This window comes from Luteibacter sp. 329MFSha (genome assembly GCF_900111665.1).
Taxonomy (GTDB): domain Bacteria; phylum Pseudomonadota; class Gammaproteobacteria; order Xanthomonadales; family Rhodanobacteraceae; genus Luteibacter.
In genome coordinates this window covers 1,218,270-1,234,536 of sequence record NZ_FOJE01000001.1, presented here as the reverse complement: position 1 = coordinate 1,234,536, position 16,267 = coordinate 1,218,270, and the positions used below count along the sequence as shown (strand labels likewise).

The 16,267-nt window shown below is 69.0% G+C and carries 15 protein-coding genes; 12 read left to right on the top strand and 3 right to left on the bottom strand.

What is annotated here, in order from left to right:
- Window positions 1-21: 21 nt before the first annotated feature.
- Window positions 22-1,317: a sigma-54-dependent transcriptional regulator gene (locus BMW54_RS05465; RefSeq protein WP_175472775.1), complete on the bottom strand. Its 1,296-nt coding sequence runs from the start codon at window positions 1,315-1,317 to the stop codon at window positions 22-24.
- Between the two features lie 197 nt (window positions 1,318-1,514).
- On the opposite strand from BMW54_RS05465, the gene BMW54_RS05460 reads away from it, so the two are divergent.
- Genes BMW54_RS05460 through BMW54_RS05450 form a run of 3 tightly spaced genes read left to right on the top strand, consistent with a single transcriptional unit; the run spans window position 1,515 to window position 4,799 of the window.
- Window positions 1,515-2,807, top strand: a complete 1,293-nt coding sequence (locus tag BMW54_RS05460) for an NRAMP family divalent metal transporter (RefSeq protein ID WP_090053600.1) — start codon at window positions 1,515-1,517, stop codon at window positions 2,805-2,807.
- A 19-nt stretch (window positions 2,808-2,826) separates the two neighbouring features.
- Window positions 2,827-3,816, top strand: coding sequence for an MDR/zinc-dependent alcohol dehydrogenase-like family protein (locus BMW54_RS05455; protein ID WP_217642615.1), 990 nt, complete (start codon window positions 2,827-2,829; stop codon window positions 3,814-3,816).
- Window positions 3,813-4,799 carry a Gfo/Idh/MocA family protein gene (locus BMW54_RS05450; protein ID WP_090053597.1) on the top strand — a complete coding sequence of 329 codons (987 nt, stop codon included), beginning with the start codon at window positions 3,813-3,815 and terminating at the stop codon, window positions 4,797-4,799. The genes BMW54_RS05455 and BMW54_RS05450 overlap by 4 nt, the downstream gene beginning before the upstream one ends.
- Here the strand turns inward: BMW54_RS05450 and BMW54_RS05445 are convergent.
- Window positions 4,790-5,836, bottom strand: a complete 1,047-nt coding sequence (locus BMW54_RS05445; protein ID WP_217642614.1) for a UDP-glucuronic acid decarboxylase family protein — start codon at window positions 5,834-5,836, stop codon at window positions 4,790-4,792. The two genes, BMW54_RS05450 and BMW54_RS05445, sit on opposite strands and share 10 nt — an antisense overlap.
- 197 nt (window positions 5,837-6,033) lie before the next feature.
- On the opposite strand from BMW54_RS05445, the gene BMW54_RS05440 reads away from it, so the two are divergent.
- Genes BMW54_RS05440 through BMW54_RS18465 form a run of 8 tightly spaced genes read left to right on the top strand, consistent with a single transcriptional unit; the run spans window position 6,034 to window position 14,572 of the window.
- On the top strand, window positions 6,034-7,149 hold the full coding sequence (locus tag BMW54_RS05440; protein ID WP_090053595.1) for an NAD-dependent epimerase/dehydratase family protein: 1,116 nt from the start codon (window positions 6,034-6,036) through the stop codon (window positions 7,147-7,149).
- Window positions 7,146-9,176, top strand: coding sequence for an NAD-dependent epimerase/dehydratase family protein (locus BMW54_RS05435; RefSeq protein ID WP_217642613.1), 2,031 nt, complete (start codon window positions 7,146-7,148; stop codon window positions 9,174-9,176). Before BMW54_RS05440 ends, BMW54_RS05435 begins: the two co-directional genes overlap by 4 nt.
- Window positions 9,155-10,255 carry a glycosyltransferase family 4 protein gene (locus tag BMW54_RS05430; protein ID WP_090053593.1) on the top strand — a complete coding sequence of 367 codons (1,101 nt, stop codon included), beginning with the start codon at window positions 9,155-9,157 and terminating at the stop codon, window positions 10,253-10,255. Before BMW54_RS05435 ends, BMW54_RS05430 begins: the two co-directional genes overlap by 22 nt.
- The gene (locus BMW54_RS05425; protein ID WP_090053591.1) at window positions 10,243-11,355 is read left to right on the top strand and encodes a CgeB family protein; all 1,113 of its coding nucleotides are present in this window, start codon (window positions 10,243-10,245) and stop codon (window positions 11,353-11,355) included. The genes BMW54_RS05430 and BMW54_RS05425 overlap by 13 nt, the downstream gene beginning before the upstream one ends.
- The gene (locus BMW54_RS05420; RefSeq protein ID WP_090053590.1) at window positions 11,352-12,440 is read left to right on the top strand and encodes a CgeB family protein; all 1,089 of its coding nucleotides are present in this window, start codon (window positions 11,352-11,354) and stop codon (window positions 12,438-12,440) included. The genes BMW54_RS05425 and BMW54_RS05420 overlap by 4 nt, the downstream gene beginning before the upstream one ends.
- An 11-nt stretch (window positions 12,441-12,451) precedes the next feature.
- Window positions 12,452-13,552, top strand: coding sequence for a CgeB family protein (locus tag BMW54_RS05415; RefSeq protein WP_090053588.1), 1,101 nt, complete (start codon window positions 12,452-12,454; stop codon window positions 13,550-13,552).
- Window positions 13,549-14,379, top strand: a complete 831-nt coding sequence (locus BMW54_RS05410) for a methyltransferase domain-containing protein (RefSeq protein WP_090053587.1) — start codon at window positions 13,549-13,551, stop codon at window positions 14,377-14,379. Before BMW54_RS05415 ends, BMW54_RS05410 begins: the two co-directional genes overlap by 4 nt.
- Entirely contained in the window at window positions 14,369-14,572 is a 204-nt protein-coding gene (locus BMW54_RS18465; RefSeq protein WP_139206042.1) for a hypothetical protein, read from the top strand. The genes BMW54_RS05410 and BMW54_RS18465 overlap by 11 nt, the downstream gene beginning before the upstream one ends.
- Before the next feature lie 57 nt (window positions 14,573-14,629).
- On the opposite strand, the gene BMW54_RS05405 is transcribed toward BMW54_RS18465, so the two are convergent.
- Entirely contained in the window at window positions 14,630-15,520 is an 891-nt protein-coding gene (locus tag BMW54_RS05405; protein WP_090053585.1) for a manganese catalase family protein, read from the bottom strand.
- A gap of 199 nt (window positions 15,521-15,719) precedes the next feature.
- Between BMW54_RS05405 and BMW54_RS05400 the strand changes: the two genes are divergently transcribed.
- Window positions 15,720-16,229, top strand: coding sequence for a ferritin-like domain-containing protein (locus BMW54_RS05400; protein ID WP_090053584.1), 510 nt, complete (start codon window positions 15,720-15,722; stop codon window positions 16,227-16,229).
- Window positions 16,230-16,267 lie beyond the last annotated feature (38 nt).

The window sequence follows — 16,267 nt, the reverse complement described above, 5'->3', positions numbered from 1 at the left end:
CAGCGGAGCGTGGATTCTCGCTCATTGTGCCGCATGCAGGGGATCGTCCGGGGCGTCGGCACGATAGCGGGCCAGCTTGTTGTAGATGGTGCGTGTGCTGATGCCCAGCCGCGCGGCGGCCATCGCCCGGTCGCCGTCGGAGGCGATGAGCGCGTCGAGGATGGCTTCGCGTTCGATGTCGTCGAGCGTGCGCGGGTCACGCGTTTCCCGCGGCCTTTCCTGAGCCGGCCCGTCGAGGACGAGAGCCTCCCCTCCGCCAAGCCACGCGCGCTGCACGCGTTGGCGCAGCTCGCGTACGTTGCCGCGCCAGCGATCGCCGCGAACGGTGTCGAACGCACCCGGTGCGAAGCGTCGCGCCGTGCCGTACTCGCGGTTCAGGTCGTCGAGGATCGCTTGCGCGATGACCTCGATATCGTCGGGTCGCTCGCGAAGCGGCGGCATGCGTACCTCGTATCCGGCGACGCGGAAATAGAGGTCGGCGCGGAGTCGCCCTTCGTCGATCGCGCGACGTGGATCGACATTGGTGGCCGCGACGACGCGTGCGTCGACCCGCTTCGGCGACCGTGCGCCGAGCGCGAGCACCTCCCCGGATTCCAGGAATCGCAGCAGGGCCGCCTGCACCGTCGGGGGCGCCTCCGCGAGTTCGTCGAGGAAGAGCGTGCCGCCATCGGACTGGGCGACGAGCCCTTCCTCGTGCTCGACGGCGCCTGTGAAGCTGCCGCGCCGGTGACCGAAGAGCTGGCTGGCGAGCAGTTCCGCCGACAACGCCGCGCAGTTGACCGCGATGAAGCGGCCGCCCCGCGCACTCCGGTCGTGGATCAGGCGCGCCGCCAGCTCCTTGCCGGTCCCGCTCTCGCCGTGGATCAGCACGGGGAAGCGACTGGAAGCGACGGCTTCGAGTTCGTCGACGACCGCTCGCATCGCCGGCGACCGGCCAAGCAGGGAGCCCGGAGATGCCGGGGAAGGGAAGGTCCGGGCGAGGAGTTCGCGGAAAGCGGAAAAGCGAAAAGGCTTGGTCAACACGCCGAGCGTGCCCGGCACGCTGCGCCCTGCCCACGTCGCCAGGGACGCGTCCCCGCTCATGACGATCTTGCGCGTGCTCGCCAGCCGGGGCTCGGCAAGCAGTTCGAGCCCGCAGCCGTCGGGTAAGCCGATGTCAACGAGCGCGCAGTCGAAGCGCTGCCTCGACGCCATCCGCATCGCCTCGCCCAGCGTGGTGACGGGGTAGGGATCCAGGCCTATCTGACGAGCGAACTCACCCGTCGCCTCGGCGAAACGACGGTCGTCGTCCAGGATCAGTAGCGTGGCGGCGGACATGATCGGGACATGGGCACGTGCGTCGAAACAGAAGGAATATCCCGAACGTGGATCGATGGCCGTGAGCGGCATGTGAACGCGCCATCACCGGCGGCCGCGGTCGCTGTTCAGCAACGTCCCGTCGTGTTCACGCGAGCGGTTCCGCGGTTTGCGTGTCGCCTTCCCATGATCCTCCGCATCTTCTTCCGGAGTACGACATGGGCCGATCGACGGCGGATGCCGGGAGCGGCCGGTCGCGGCGACCCCTTCGCTGGCTGGGCGGCGGTGTCATCACGGGCGCCGCGGATGACGATCCCTCGGCGATCGGCACCTACGCGAGCACGGGTGCGAAGTACGGGCTTGGCGCGCTCTGGATCGCGCCCGTTCTCCTGCCGATGATGTACGTGGTGATGTATGTGTCGGCGAAGCTCGGGCGCGTCTACGGGAAAGGCCTGTTCGCCGCGATGCTCGACCGTTTCCCGAGTCGCGTCGTGTACCCGATGGCGGCGCTCGCGTTCATCGGCAACGTCATCGAGGCCGCGGCGAACCTTGGCGGCGTCGGCGCGGCCCTCAACCTGCTCCTGCCGTTGCCCGTCTGGGCGTGGGTCGCCGTGGTGGCGGTCGTGGTGACGGGCCTGCAGGTGCTCGGCTCGTACGACCTGTTGCGACGCATCTTCCGCTGGCTGGCGCTCGCGCTGTTCGCGTACATCGCCGCTGCCGTCATGGCGAAACCCGACGCGATGGACGTGCTGCGCGGCACGCTGGCACGCGACGTGCGCTTCGACGCCGGATTCGTCGGCATGCTGGTCGCCTGCATCGGTACCTCGCTTTCCGCCTACGTCTACACGTGGCAATCGAATCAGGAAGTCGAGGAGCGCGTGGACGCGGGGGATCCGGATCCGTCCCGGCATCCGGGCGCCTCGGACGCCGGCATGCGGCTGATGCGCCGCGACGTCGTCGCCGGCGTCGCGTTCTCCAACATCGTGCTGTACTTCATCATCATGTCCACGGGCGCGACGCTGTACGCGAACGGGCAGCACGACATCGAGAGCGCGGCGCAGGCCGCCAGCGCCCTCGAACCCGTCGCCGGAAGCGCGGCGCGCTGGTTGTTCGCGCTCGGCGTCGTCGGCGTCGGATTTCTCGCGATCCCGGTGATGACGACGGGGGCCGCGTACGATCTGGTGCAGGTCTTCCGGCGTCCGGGCAGCCTTCAAAGCGCGCCGCGCGAGGCTCCGCTCTTCTACGGGACGATCCTCGCCGTCACCGTCGTGGCGGTCGCGCTGAACCTGCTTGGCGTCAACCCCATGCGGGCGCTGGTCTGGTCCGGCGTCGTGCAGGGATTCTCGGTGCCGCCGCTGCTGTTGCTGATCATGGTCATGACGAGCGATCGCCGCATGATGGGCGACCGTGCCAACGGCATGCTCACACGCGTCCTCGGCTGGAGCACCGTCGCCATCACCGGCGCCACGACCGTCGCACTCGTCGTCCTCTGGGCGACGGGCCGGACATGACACCCCGAAGGAGATCATCATGAGTCGAACCGTACCCGTTTCCATGCGGGCCGCCGTCCTCGCCGGTCCTGCCGACGTGCGCATCGAGGAAGTCGTCCTGCCACGGCCCGGTCCTTCGCAGGTAAGGGTAAGGCTCCAGGGGAGCGGCCTGTGCGCGTCGAACATTCCCGCCTACGAGGGGCGGGAATGGTTCACGTATCCCATGCCGCCGGGCGACCTCGGGCACGAAGGATGGGGCGTGGTCGACGCGGTGGGCGAGGACGTGACGCAGATCGAACCGGGCCAACGCGTGGCGATGCTGTCCTTTCGTGCCTACGCGGAATACGACGTCGCGGACGCCACGCACGTGGTGCCGCTCCCGGCCGCGCTCGACGACACCCCGTTCCCGGGCGAGGCACTGGGCTGCGTCATGAACATCTTCCGTCGCGCCGGTGTCGAGGCGGGACACACCGTCGCCATCGTCGGCGTCGGATTCCTCGGTGCGGCGCTCGTCCAGCTCTGCGCGAAGGCGGGTGCCCGCGTCATAGCGGTCGCACGGTCGGAAGCGGCGCTCGACCTGGCCCGACGCTGCGGCGCGGCCCATGCGCTGCCGATGCACGATCACGCGACGTTGCTCGAGCAGGTCGGCGCCCTGACGCAGGGGCGCCAGTGCGAGCGGACGTTCGAATGCACGGGGAAGCCATGGCCGCTCGATCTGGCCGGGGAGTTCACCGGCGTGCGCGGGCGGCTCGTGATCGCCGGCTACCATCAGGACGGCCTGCGCCAGGTCAACGTGCAGCTGTGGAACTGGCGTGGCATCGACGTCGTCAACGCGCATGAGCGTGACCCCGCGGTGGCCGCCGAGGGCATACGCGACGCGGTGGACGCCGTGCTCGACGGGCGCCTCGACCTGTCGTTGCTCGTGTCCCATCGCTACCCGCTCGAACGAACGGGCGAAGCGCTGGAAGCGGTGCGCACGCGCCCCGGGGGTTTCACCAAGGCCGTCCTGCTGATGGAGGATCCGTCATGACGCGGAAACTGCGGCTCGGGTTCGCGGGGGTCGGCTGGATCGGACGCCACCGGATGGCGGCGCTGATCGATTCGGGAATGGTGGAGGCCCGCGGGATCGTCGATCCAGACGACATGTGCGTGGAGGAAGCGAGAAAGCTCGCGCCGGATGCGCTCGTCTGCGCGACCTTCGAGGAACTGCTCGTGCTCGATCTGGATGGCGTCGTCATCGCGACACCGAGCGCGGGCCACGCGCTGCAGTCGCTCGACGCGCTCGAGCGCGGTCTTCCCGTGTTCTGCCAGAAGCCGCTGGGCCGCGACGGCGACGAGGTGGCGGCGGTGGTCGCCGCCGCGCGTGCCGCGGACCGTCTCCTTGGCGTGGACCTCAGTTATCGCCACCTCGCAGGCATCGACGACGTACGCGCGATGCTGACGCTCGGGGAGCTGGGGCGTGTCTACGCGGTGGAGGCGGTGTTCCATAACGCGTACGGCCCGGGCAAGCCGTGGTTTTACGATCGCACCCTGTCAGGGGGCGGGTGCGTGGTCGACCTCGGCATCCACCTCGTCGATCTGGCGCTATGGCTGCTCGGTCACCCTTCCGTCCTTGGCGTGGACAGCCGATGCTTCGTGAAAGGGCGACCTCTGAAAAGCGTACCCGACGCGGTGGAAGACTTCGCCAGCGCCCGGATCGACCTGGAAGGCGGGACCGTGCTCGACGTGACCTGTTCCTGGAACCTTCCGATCGGCGCCGACGCCGACATCGGCCTGCGCATCTTCGGCACGAACGGAGGGATCGGCCTGCGCAACGTGGAGGGTTCGTTCTACGACTTCATGCTGGAGCGCTACGACGGTCGCCAGCGTACGACCCTCGCGTCGCCGCCGGACGCATGGGGTGGCAGGGCCGCGCTTGCCTGGGCGGAGGCGCTGCAGGTGTCGCCGCGCTACGACGTCGAGGCCGACCGGCTGGTCGACCTCGCCCGGGTGCTCGACCGCTTCTACGCCTGACTCATCGCGCGCGCGTCGGCCGCCGCCGTGGAGCGGCGCGCGCGCCGGCGTGTGGGAGCGATGCCGGCGCGGAACGCCTCGATCGTGAGCGCCAGGCCTTCCTCCGCCGAGACGCGCGGCGACCAGCCCAGCATCGCCTGCGCACGTGCGATGTCCGGCCGGCGTCGCTGCGGATCGTTTTCGGGAAGGTCGTGGAAGGTGAGCGTCGACGTGCTGCCGGTCAGCCGGATGATCAGTTCGGCGATCTCCGTGACGGTGCGCTCCACCGGGTTGCCCAGGTTCATCGGGCCGCAGTGATCGCAGTCCATGTAGCGGACGATGCCCTCGACGAGGTCGGACACGTACTGCAGGCTACGCGTCTGCGACCCGGTGCCGAACACCGTCAGCGGTTTGCCCGCGAGCGCCTGGCAGATGAAGTTGGTGACGATGCGGCCGTCGTCGGCATCCATGCGCGGGCCATAGGTGTTGAAGATGCGGATGATGCGCACGGGCAGCCCGTGGTGGCGGTGGAAGGCCATCGTCGCGGCCTCGGCATAACGCTTGCCTTCGTCGTACATGCTGCGCGGCCCGTTCGGGTTCACGTTGCCCCAGTCGTCTTCCTGCTGCGGATGGTGCAGCGGATCGCCGTAGACCTCGCTCGTGCTCGCGAGGAGGAACTTCGCGCCGTGCGTCTGGGCCATCCTGAGCAGGTGGTGCGTGCCGAAGCTGTTCGCTTCGAGGGTCTCGATCGGCCAGCGCTGGTATTTCGGTGGCGAGGCAGGACTCGCCAGGTGCATCACCCAGTCGGCGCGGTCGTCGAGGGAGAACGGTTTCGCGATGTCCTGCTCGACGAGACGGAAGCGTGGGTGCCGGTCCAGATGGGCGACGTTGGCTCGGCGGCCGGTGATAAGGTCATCGATGCCGGTGACGCGGTGGCCGTCGGCGATGAAGCGGTCGACGAGGTGGCTGCCGACGAAGCCGGCGGCGCCGGCGACGACGATGTGCAGGGGCGAATGAGCCGCCGACACGGCTCCCTCGGAGGTGGGTGCCTTAGCCATGATGAGTCCTCGACTGGTGGGGAACGATGTCAGCATGGAAGGCGATCGATGCGGGAGGAGTGAAAAACACGGGCCTGCACGAACACGATGCTGAGCGCACGGTGCCATTAAGCAATGTCGTCGACGCGCTCGCGACGGTTCACTCCTTCTGCTCCGGGACACGGTGATGCTCGGTACTCGGACCACGGAGACCGCGCATGGGCAAACGCATCCTCATCACCGGCGGCGCCGGTTTCATCGGGTCATGGCTCGCCGATCTGCTGCTCGATGACGGCCATCATGTGCGCGTGCTCGATCTCCTCGCGCCACAGGTCCACGGTGGCGAAGGCACGCGACCGGCGTACCTCGCGCAAGACGTCGAACTGATCGTGGGCGACGTTCGCGACCCGGACGTCGTGCGACGTGCACTGGACGGGGTCGACGGCGTCTATCACCTCGCCGCGTCGGTAGGTGTCGGCCAGAGCATGTACGAGATCGCCGGTTACACCTCCATCAACAACCTCGGCACCGCCGTTCTGCTGGAGGCGCTCGCCGAACGCCCCGTCGAGCGGCTCGTCGTCGCATCGAGCATGAGCATCTACGGCGAGGGCATGTACGAGGACACCCAGGGCCGCCGCTTCCCCGGGTATCGGCGCAGTCGCGCGGCGCTGCAACGGGGCGAGTGGGAACTGCGCGGCCGCGACGGGAGTCCGTGGTCGCCCGTGCCGACCGACGAATCGAAACAACCCGATCTTTCGTCGGTCTACGCGCTGTCCAAGTTCGACCAGGAACGTCTGTGCCTCATGGTCGGCGAGGCCTACGGGATTCCGACGACGGCGCTGCGATTCTTCAATGTCTACGGCCCTCGGCAGGCGCTGTCCAACCCCTACACCGGCGTGCTCGCGATCTTCGCGGCGCGGCTCCTCAACGGCAATGCGCCGAGCATCTTCGAAGACGGCCGGCAACGGCGCGACTTCGTCAACGTGCGCGACGTCTCCCGAGCCTGCCGACTCGCCTACGACAGCGTGTCGGCGGCCGGCGAGGTGATCAACGTCGGCAGCGGCAACGCGTACACGATCCTGGAAATCGCGCGACGCCTCGCGGATGCGGTGGGACGGCCCGTGGAACCCGAGGTCACGGGCCGGTATCGCGTGGGCGACATTCGCCACTGCGTCGCCGACATCGCGTTCGCGGAGCGCGCGATCGGCTATCGCCCCGCGATCGGGATCGACGAAGGTCTCGCGGAGCTGGTCGAATGGCTGGCGACCGCCAGCGCCGTCGACCGCGTGGTGGAGGCGAGTGCCGAGCTCCATCGCCGGGGACTGACGCTGTGACCGCGCGTATCGCCGCCGCCTCCCCGGATGTCGGCGTGCTGGAGTGGTTCCCGATGGGCGACCGGGACCTCGCTCGGGAAACGGTGGACGCGTTGTGCGCGCTCGGCGTGCGCCATCTTCGGTTCGGCGTCTCCTGGGCCGATTTCCTGCGCGACGGCGGACCCGAGTGGTACGACTGGCTGTTCCCCACGCTGTCGCCGCACTTCGATCTCCTGCCGTGCTTCCTCTACACGCCGCCCTCGCTCGGCGAGTCGCCGGCGACCGCGTCGCCACCACGCCGGCTCAAGGACTACGCGGATTTCCTCGACGTGTGCATCACCCGCTACGGCGAGCACTTCGATCATGTCGAGCTGTGGAACGAGGCCAACAACGCGATCGAGTGGGATTACGGTCGCGATCCCGGCTGGACGAAGTTTTGCGAGATGGTCGGTAATGCCGCGTCCTGGGCACGCCAGCGCGGAAAGAAGACCGTGCTTGGGGGCATGTCGCCGATCGATCCGAACTGGCTCGAGGCCATGTTCGAGAACGGGCTGATGCCGTACATCGACGTGGTCGGGGTGCACGGATTCTCGGGTAGCTACGACCGACCCGGCGAATCCTGGGAGCGCCGTATCCGCGAGGTGACGGAGGTGCTCGAGGCGCACGGGCACCCCGGCCGTGTGTGGCTCACGGAAACCGGCTATTCGACCTGGCGGCACGACGAATTCGAGCAGGTGAGGGTGGTCGCCGAGGCCGAGCAGCTCCCGATCGACCGGATCTATCTGCTGTCGCTGCGGGACCTGGCGTCGTCCCGCGCATCGCAGGCGGGTTTCCACAACGACGAGCGCGATTATCACTTCGGCATCCAGCGCGAGCACGGCGAGCCGAAACTGCTCTATCGGCTATGGGCCGCGCGGGGGCTGCGCGGCGTGCGCGACGCGGCGACCTGGCCCACGCGGCTGCGGCGCGATGGGCCCGTCTCGGCGATCACCGGCGGGGCGGGTTTCATCGGCTGCAACATCGCCGCGCGTCTCGCCTCGGACGGAGGACGGGTCCGCGTGGTGGACAGTCTCGCCCGGCCGGGCGCGGAGGAAAACCTCGCCTGGCTGCGCGAACGCCACGGCGACCTCATCGAGTTCGTTCCCTGCGATACGCGCGACCGGCACCGGCTCGCCGAGGCGCTGGACGGCGTCGAACGGATCTTCCACCTCGCCGGACAGGTGGCCGTCACGTCGAGCCTGGACGATCCCGTGATGGATTTCGAGGTGAACCTTGGCGGCGCGATCAACGTCCTGGAGGCCGCGCGCGGGCAGTCGCGGGTGCCGCCCGTGATCTTCGCCTCGACGAACAAGGTCTACGGCGGGCTGGAGGACATCGACCTCGCCGTGGTCGATCGGCGGTACCAGCCGGTGGACGGCGACTGGCTCGCCCACGGCGTGGGTGAGAGCCGACGGCTCGACTTCCATAGTCCGTATGGCTGTTCGAAGGGCGGTGCCGACCAGTACATCGTCGATTACGCCCGTTGCATGGGCGTGCCGTCGGTGGTCTTCCGCATGAGCTGCATTTACGGCCCGCGCCAGTTCGGCACGGAGGACCAGGGCTGGGTCGCGCATTTCCTCATCCGGGCGTTACGCGGCGAACCGATCACGCTCTATGGCGACGGCATGCAGGTGCGCGACATCCTCTACGTGGACGATGCCGTCGAAGCGTACGTGCTCGCCGCGCGGCACATCGATGCGCTGTCGGGGCAGGCGTTCAACCTGGGCGGCGGCCCGGCGAACACCATCAGCCTCCTCCAGCTCCTCGACTGGATCGAGCAGCTCACGGGGCGCAAGCCCGCGATCCGCTGGTCCGGGTGGCGGCCGGGCGATCAGCGCTACTACGTCTCGGATACCCGGCGGTACCAGCAGGCCACGGGGTGGCGCGCCGAGGTCGGGGCGCGCGAGGGCGTCGGGATGCTGCACGCCTGGCTGCGCCGCCACCGCGGTACCGACGCGCCGCTGCAACGCATGGAGGTCGCACGGTCATGTCTGTCCGCCGCGTCATGATGAGCGCCGACGCGGTGGGCGGCGTCTGGACCTTCGCGCTGCAGCTGGCCGAGGGCCTGCGGCGCCACGGCATCGAGGTGCTGATCGCCGTGCTCGGCCCGCGCCCCGACGGTGGGCGTCTGCGTGCGGCGGGACGCATACCGGGGCTGATGCTCGCGCACGGCGATTTTCCGCTCGAATGGATGGGCGAGGCGAACGATGCGAACCAGGATGCGGCGGGGCGTTGGCTGCTGGGCCTTGCGCGCGAGTTCGGGCCCGACATCGTGCACCTGAACCACTTCTGCCACGGCCACCTCCCGTGGCCGGCACCCTGCGTCGTCGTCGCGCACTCGTGCGTGGCGACGTGGTACGAGCACGTCCGCGGCACGGCGCCGGGGCCCGAATGGGATGGCTATCGCCGGCGAGTCGCACGCGGCCTCGCGGGCGCCGCGCTGGTGACGGCGCCGACGCGCAGCATGCTCGACGACCTGCGACGGCTGTACGGCCACGTCGGGCGCGTGGCGGTGGTGCACAACGGGCGCGACCCCGAGACCTTCCGCGGCACGCGAAAACAACCCTACGTCCTCTGCGCCGCGCGCGCGTGGGACGAGGCCAAGAACGTGGCGGCGCTCGACGCCGCGGCGCCGGCATCGCGCTGGCCGATCCGCGTCGCGGGCGACGTGCGTCATCCGGAGGGCGGCAGCGCCCGGTTCGACCACGTGCAGCTGCTTGGCGCGCTGGGAGAGGGCAGCATGGCGAATCAGTTCGCGCACGCCGCGATCTACGTGCTTCCCGCGCGCTACGAGCCGTTCGGCCTGTCGGTGCTCGAGGCGGCGTTCGCGGGCTGCGCACTCGTGCTCGGCGACATCCCGTCGCTGCGCGAGCTCTGGGAAGACACCGCCTGTTACGTGCCCAGCGACGATCCGGCCGCGATCGCGCGCACGCTGAACGCGCTGGTCGACGACCGCCCGAAGCTGCACGCGCACGGCATGCGGGCCCGCCGCCATGCACGGCGGTACACGGCCGAACGCATGGTCGCGCGCTGGCGCGATACCTACCGCGACATGGCGAGGGAAGGGGGACGACCGTGCGTGTCGTGATGTTCTATCACTCGCTGGTCTCGGACTGGAACCACGGCAACGCGCACTTCCTCCGCGGCGTGGCCAGTGAACTGCTCGCGCGCGGCGTCGAGGTCGCGGTGTACGAACCGCACGACGCCTGGAGCGTGTCGTCGCTGCTGGCGGAGCAGGGGAGCGGGCCGGTCGACGCGTTCCATCGGGCCTACCCGTCGCTGCGCAGCGAACGCTACGATCCCGCCACGCTCGACCTCGACGCCGCGCTCGACGGCGCGGATCTGGTGCTCGTGCACGAGTGGAACAGCCACTCGCTGGTGGCGCGGATCGGCCTGCACCGTCGCGATCACGACTACCGCCTGCTGTTCCACGACACGCATCATCGCGCGGTCAGCGATGAAGACGCGATGGCGGCGTACGACCTTCGGTACTACGACGGCGTGCTCGCGTTCGGCGACGTGATCCGCCACATGTACGAGGCGCGCGGGTGGGCGGCGCAGGCATGGACCTGGCACGAAGCCGCGGACACGCGCGTCTTCCATCCGATCGACGGTATCGAACGCGCGCACGACCTCGTCTGGATAGGCAACTGGGGCGACGACGAACGCACCGCCGAGCTCCACGAGTTCCTCGTCGACCCGGCCCGCGACCTGGCGCTCGAAGGCACGGTGCACGGCGTCCGCTACCCCGCCGACGCGCTGGCGGCTCTCGGCGAAACCGGGCTGCGCTTCGCGGGCTGGCTGCCCAACTTCGCGGTGCCGCGCGTCTTCGCCGCGCACCGCTTCACGGTGCATGTGCCGCGTGGCCCTTATGTCCGTTCGTTGCCGGGGATTCCGACGATCCGGCCCTTCGAAGCCCTGGCGTGCGGTATCCCCCTGATCAGTGCGCCATGGGACGACGTCGAAGGCCTGTTCCGGCCGGGCATCGATTTCCTCGTTGCCGCCAACGGCGCCGGGATGCGACGCCACATGCGGGACCTTCTTCACGATCCGGGCATGGCGGCGGAGCTTGCAGTCCGAGGCCGCGAGCGCCTGTTGTCCCGGCACACGTGTTCCCACCGCGTCGACGAACTGCTGCGCATCCATGCGTCGCTCGCCCCCGCCGCTCCCAGGAGTATCCACGCATGAAATTCGCGTTCTTCGGTTCGAGCCTCGTGTCCGCCTACTGGAACGGCGCGGCCACGTATTACCGGGGTCTGATCCGCAACCTGCATCTCCTCGGCCACGAGATCACGTTCTACGAGCCCGACGCGTACGGCCGACAGGAACACCGTGACATGGACGATCCCGAGTGGGCGCGCGTCGTGGTCTATCCGCCGACGACCGACGTGGCGCACGCCATGCTCGATGACGCCGCCACCGCCGACGTGATCGTCAAGACGAGCGGTGTCGGCGTGCTCGACCGCACGCTGGAAGAGGGTGTCCTGACGCTGCGGCGTCCCGGGCGAACGGTGGTGTTCTGGGACGTGGACGCTCCCGCGACGCTCGATGCGGTCGAGAGCGATCCGCGTCACCCGTTTCGTCGTCTCGTCGGGCGTTTCGACCTCATCTGCACGTACGGCGGCGGTCAGCCGGTGGTCGACGCCTATACGGCGCTCGGCGCGCGGCATTGCGAACCGGTATACAACGCGCTGGATCCGCAGACGCATCACCCGGTGCCGCACCGGGTCGATTACGCCGCCGATCTCGGCTTCCTCGGCAACCGTCTGCCGGATCGCGAGTCGCGCGTCGAACGCTTCTTCCTCGCGGCCGCCGAGGCTCGTCCGGCGCTGCGTTTCATCCTTGGCGGCAGCGGCTGGGAGGATCGGCGGCTGCCGTCGAACGTCGATTTCATCGGCCACGTGTACACCCGCGACCACAACGCCTTCAACGTATCGCCGCGCGCGGTGCTCAACATCAGCCGCGATTCGATGGCCCGCTACGGGTTCTCCCCGGCGACGCGGGTGTTCGAGGCGGCGGGCGCCGGCGCGTGCCTGATCACCGACGCCTGGGAGGGCATCGAGACGTTCCTCGAGCCCGGTAGCGAGGTGCTGGTCGCGCGAGGCGGCGACGAGGTCGCCGAACACCTCGACGCGCTGACGCCGGAGCGCGCGTGGCGCATCGGCGAAGCGGCGCGGCGTCGCGTGCTGGCCGAACACACTTACGCGCATCGCGCCCGTCAGCTCGAGGCACTGTTGCAGGGCCGGGACTTCACGCGCCGGGCCGTGGCGTGAGCGCGGCGGGCATGGACATCGTCTTCCTCGGGCTGTCGATCACATCCTCGTGGGGCAACGGTCACGCGACGACCTATCGCGGACTGCTGCGCGAACTCGCCCGGGACGGCCATCGGGTGACCTTCCTGGAGCGCGACGTGCCCTGGTACGCCATGCACCGGGATCTCCCCGAGCCTCCCTACGGAAGCACCCACCTGTACGCGTCGCTCGACGACCTGCGGGTGCGCTTCGCCGGTCTCGTGGCACGCGCGGACGCGGTCATCGTCGGTTCCTACGTGCCCGACGGTCAGCAGGTGGGCGACTGGGTGCTGCAGACGGCGACCGGGGTCACCGCGTTCTACGACATCGACACCCCCGTGACGCTGGCGAAGCTGGAGCAGGGCGATCACGCCTACCTCGCGCCACGCCAGATTCCGGGCTACCACGCCTATCTTTCGTTCACCGGTGGCGCGACGCTCGACCGGCTGCGGACCTATTACGGCGCCCGTTACGCCTACGCGTTCCATTGCGCGTTCGATCCCGAGGCCTATTTTCCGGAGCCCGCGCCATGCCGCTGGGACCTCGGCTACCTCGGCACGTACAGCGACGACCGCCAGCCGCGCGTGGACTCGCTGCTGATCGGGCCGGCGCGCGCATGGGCGGAAGGCCGGTTCACCGTGGCGGGACCCATGTACCCGGCGTCGATCGCCTGGCCGGGCAACGTGGAGCGCGCTGAACACGTGCCACCCGCGGAGCACCGGGCCTTCTACAACGCGCAGCGCTTCACGCTCAACGTGACGCGCGACGACATGATCCAGGCGGGATGGTCGCCGAGCGTGCGTCTGTTCGAAGCCGCGGCGTGCGGCACGCCTATCGTTTCCGACCGATGGCCCGGCATCGACGAACTGTTCGTTCCCGGTGCGGAGATCCTGCTCGTCGACGACACGGACGCCGTGCTCGACATCCTGCGGCACATGAGCGACGCCGAACGCCGCGCGGTAGGCGAGGGCGCTCGCGAGCGCGTGCTCGCGTCGCATACCGCCGCCCACCGCGCGAAGGTGCTCCCCGAGATGCTGGCGGAGGCCGGCGAAGGGATCGCGTATCGGTCGCGCGTGGCGGAAGCGTCGCTGTGAGCACGTCGCGCACGTTGCAGTCCCATCCACCGTCCGCGGACGAACGCGACCGGGACATCCATGCGCTCGGTCCGTGGTTCCACAATCTCCACCTGCCGGACGGACGCCAGACGGCGCCGGACCATCCGCTCGGCGATTACCCGTCGTACAAGTGGCAGGCGTTGTCGGCACGCCTGCCGGAGAACCTCGCGGGACGCACTGTCCTGGACGTCGGTTGCAACGCCGGTTTCTTCGCCATCGAACTGGCGCGGCGCGGTGCCCGCGTCACGGCGATCGACCACGATCCCCATTACCTCCGTCAGGCGACGTGGGCGGCGCGTCAGTTCGGGCTGAGCGACCGGCTCCGGGTGCGGGAGGGCGACGTCTACGGTCTCGCCGGGGACGGCGAGCGATACGACATCGTTCTGTTCCTGGGCGTGCTGTACCACCTCCGCTACCCCTTGCTCGGTCTCGACCTCGCCGCGTCGCGATGCGCTGGCACGCTCTGCGTGCAGAGCCTGGCGACCGGAAGCGCCGCGCCCGGCGACATCGACACGTCCGATCCGGGTTACCTCGGGCGCGACCGCCTGCGCGAAGACGCGTGGCCGAAGCTGGCCTTCATCGAGGGCGAGCTGGCCGGGGATCCGACCAACTGGTGGGTGCCGAATCCACAGGGCCTGCGCGCGATGCTGCGCTCGACCGGTTTCAGGGTGTCCGCGATGGCGGGCGACATCCATATCTGCGACCGCACACACGAAGCCGACAGTGCACAGCGCCGTCTGGATGGCGTGCTCGACCGCCTTCGCTCCACCACGACAACATCCCGGGAGAACGACCATGTCCGATAACGGTTACCGCTGTGGGCATGCCTCGTGCGCATGCACGGTGGCGCAAGACGGCAGCAACTACTGCAGCGACCACTGCGAGGCCGCCGCCGAATCCGGCGATACCGGGCGCTGCAACTGTGGCCACGAAGCGTGCGAGCATCGTCAGGAACGGGCCGACGCGTCGAGCGATCCGGGTTACGCGGGCCCGACCTGACCGGCGGGCGGGAGCGGTTCTCGCCGCTCCCGCCGTACCTTCGGGCCTTGCGGCAGGTTATCGCGACGCCTCTTGCTGCAACGTGCCGAGGTCCGCGCCCGTCACCGGATCGCGCGACGGATCCGACGCGCCGCGCAGGGCGAACGCCTCGACCGCGGCCTGCTCGTCCGCGGACAGACCGACGTCCGCGTGGCCGTCGCCGCCGTCCACCGGGATGTTCTCCTCGCTGGGCACGAGGACCTCGGTGAAACCCTTGCCCTCGCGCCACGGTCCCGTGCGATCGCCCTCGCCGCGCGAGGTGTCCACGTAGAGGTCGGTGAAGCGCGGATCGCCCGGCAGCTTGCCCGGCGGGAAGCTCTTGTCCATCGAGTACAGCGCCTTCTCGAACGACTTCTGGTGGGCGACCTCGCGGGTCATGAGGAACGTCAGCGCATCGCGGACACCGGGGTCCTCGGTGACGTTGATCAGCCGTTCGTACACGATCTTCGCGCGGGCCTCGGCGGCGATGTTGGAGCGCAGGTCGGCCGTCGGCTCGCCGATGGTGTCGACGTAGCCGGCATGCCAGGGCACGCCGGCCGAGTTGATCAGCGCGGGACCGCCACCGTAGAGCACCTGGGTCACGTGGCTGTCGTTGCCCGCGCCCTGGAGCGCCCGGTACATCTCGGCCTGCTGGTCGATCGTCTCCGCGAGGCGGCCCTTGGCGCCGCGGTTGAGCATGGCGATGATCGAGCCGATGACTTCCAGATGGCTGAGCTCCTCGGTGGCGATGTCGAGCAGCATGTCCTTGCGGCCCGGATCCTCCTCGGCGAGCGCCTGCGTGAAGTAACGCATCGCGGCGGCGAGTTCCCCCTGCGGACCACCGAACTGCTCGAGCATGAGGTTGGCGAGACCCGGATTGGATTCGCCCACGCGCACGGTGTACTGGAGTCGCTTGTTGTGGTTGAACATGCTTGCATCGCTCCTGGCTGGCGGAGTGGCCATCTTTCGATGCCGCAGGTCGAAGCGTCGGGCAGCCACGGTGAGGGCGAAAACACGCTGGTGAACAGGAAAGCCATTTCGTCGCCACCTCGTCACGCGGCGACGCTGCGCCGTGCACGCGCGCGCCATCACGATCAGGTCTTCCACCACGACCAGAGAGCATCCACCCATGGCAGAACTCCGCGAGAACCTCCTCGACTGGCTTCGCGACGCGCACGCGATGGAGCAGCAGGCCGAGCAGATGCTCAGGGCGCAAGCCGCGCGCATCGAGCATTACCCGATCGTGAAGAAGCGCATCGAGGAGCACCTGCAGGAAACACTGGGTCAGCAGGAACTGCTCAAGGGGTGCATCGAGCGCCTCGGTGGTTCGACCTCGGCGATGAAGGACATGATGGGCAAGATGATGGCCTTCGGTCAGGCCGCCGGCGGCATGGCCAACTCGGACGAGATCGTCAAGGGCGCGATCTCCAGTTACGTCTTCGAGAATCTCGAGATCGCGACGTACACGGCGTTGATCGCCGCCGCGAAGACCGTGGGCGACGCCGAGACGCAACGTGTCTGCGAGCAGATCCTGCCCCAGGAGCAGGCGATGGCCGCGTGGGTGCTGGAACACCTGCCTCAGCTCACCGAGGAGTTCCTCGTTCGCGACGCGACGCCCAATGTCGAGGCCAAACGCTGACGAGGCATGGGGGCCGGCGCCGGAGCGCCGGCTCCTCA

Excerpts from the sequence above, each read along its gene's own strand:
- BMW54_RS05420 (WP_090053590.1), top strand. The coding sequence starts at position 11,352 with ATGAAATTCGCGTTCTTCGGTTCGAGCCTCGTGTCCGCCTACTGGAAC.
- BMW54_RS05455 (WP_217642615.1), top strand. The coding sequence starts at position 2,827 with ATGAGTCGAACCGTACCCGTTTCCATGCGGGCCGCCGTCCTCGCCGGT.
- BMW54_RS05430 (WP_090053593.1), top strand. The coding sequence starts at position 9,155 with ATGTCTGTCCGCCGCGTCATGATGAGCGCCGACGCGGTGGGCGGCGTC.
- BMW54_RS05450 (WP_090053597.1), top strand. The coding sequence starts at position 3,813 with ATGACGCGGAAACTGCGGCTCGGGTTCGCGGGGGTCGGCTGGATCGGA.
- BMW54_RS05405 (WP_090053585.1), bottom strand. The coding sequence starts at position 15,520 with ATGTTCAACCACAACAAGCGACTCCAGTACACCGTGCGCGTGGGCGAA.
- BMW54_RS05460 (WP_090053600.1), top strand. The coding sequence starts at position 1,515 with ATGGGCCGATCGACGGCGGATGCCGGGAGCGGCCGGTCGCGGCGACCC.
- BMW54_RS05465 (WP_175472775.1), bottom strand. The coding sequence starts at position 1,317 with ATGTCCGCCGCCACGCTACTGATCCTGGACGACGACCGTCGTTTCGCC.
- BMW54_RS05440 (WP_090053595.1), top strand. The coding sequence starts at position 6,034 with ATGGGCAAACGCATCCTCATCACCGGCGGCGCCGGTTTCATCGGGTCA.
- BMW54_RS05445 (WP_217642614.1), bottom strand. The coding sequence starts at position 5,836 with ATGGCTAAGGCACCCACCTCCGAGGGAGCCGTGTCGGCGGCTCATTCG.
- BMW54_RS18465 (WP_139206042.1), top strand. The coding sequence starts at position 14,369 with ATGTCCGATAACGGTTACCGCTGTGGGCATGCCTCGTGCGCATGCACG.
- BMW54_RS05415 (WP_090053588.1), top strand. The coding sequence starts at position 12,452 with ATGGACATCGTCTTCCTCGGGCTGTCGATCACATCCTCGTGGGGCAAC.
- BMW54_RS05400 (WP_090053584.1), top strand. The coding sequence starts at position 15,720 with ATGGCAGAACTCCGCGAGAACCTCCTCGACTGGCTTCGCGACGCGCAC.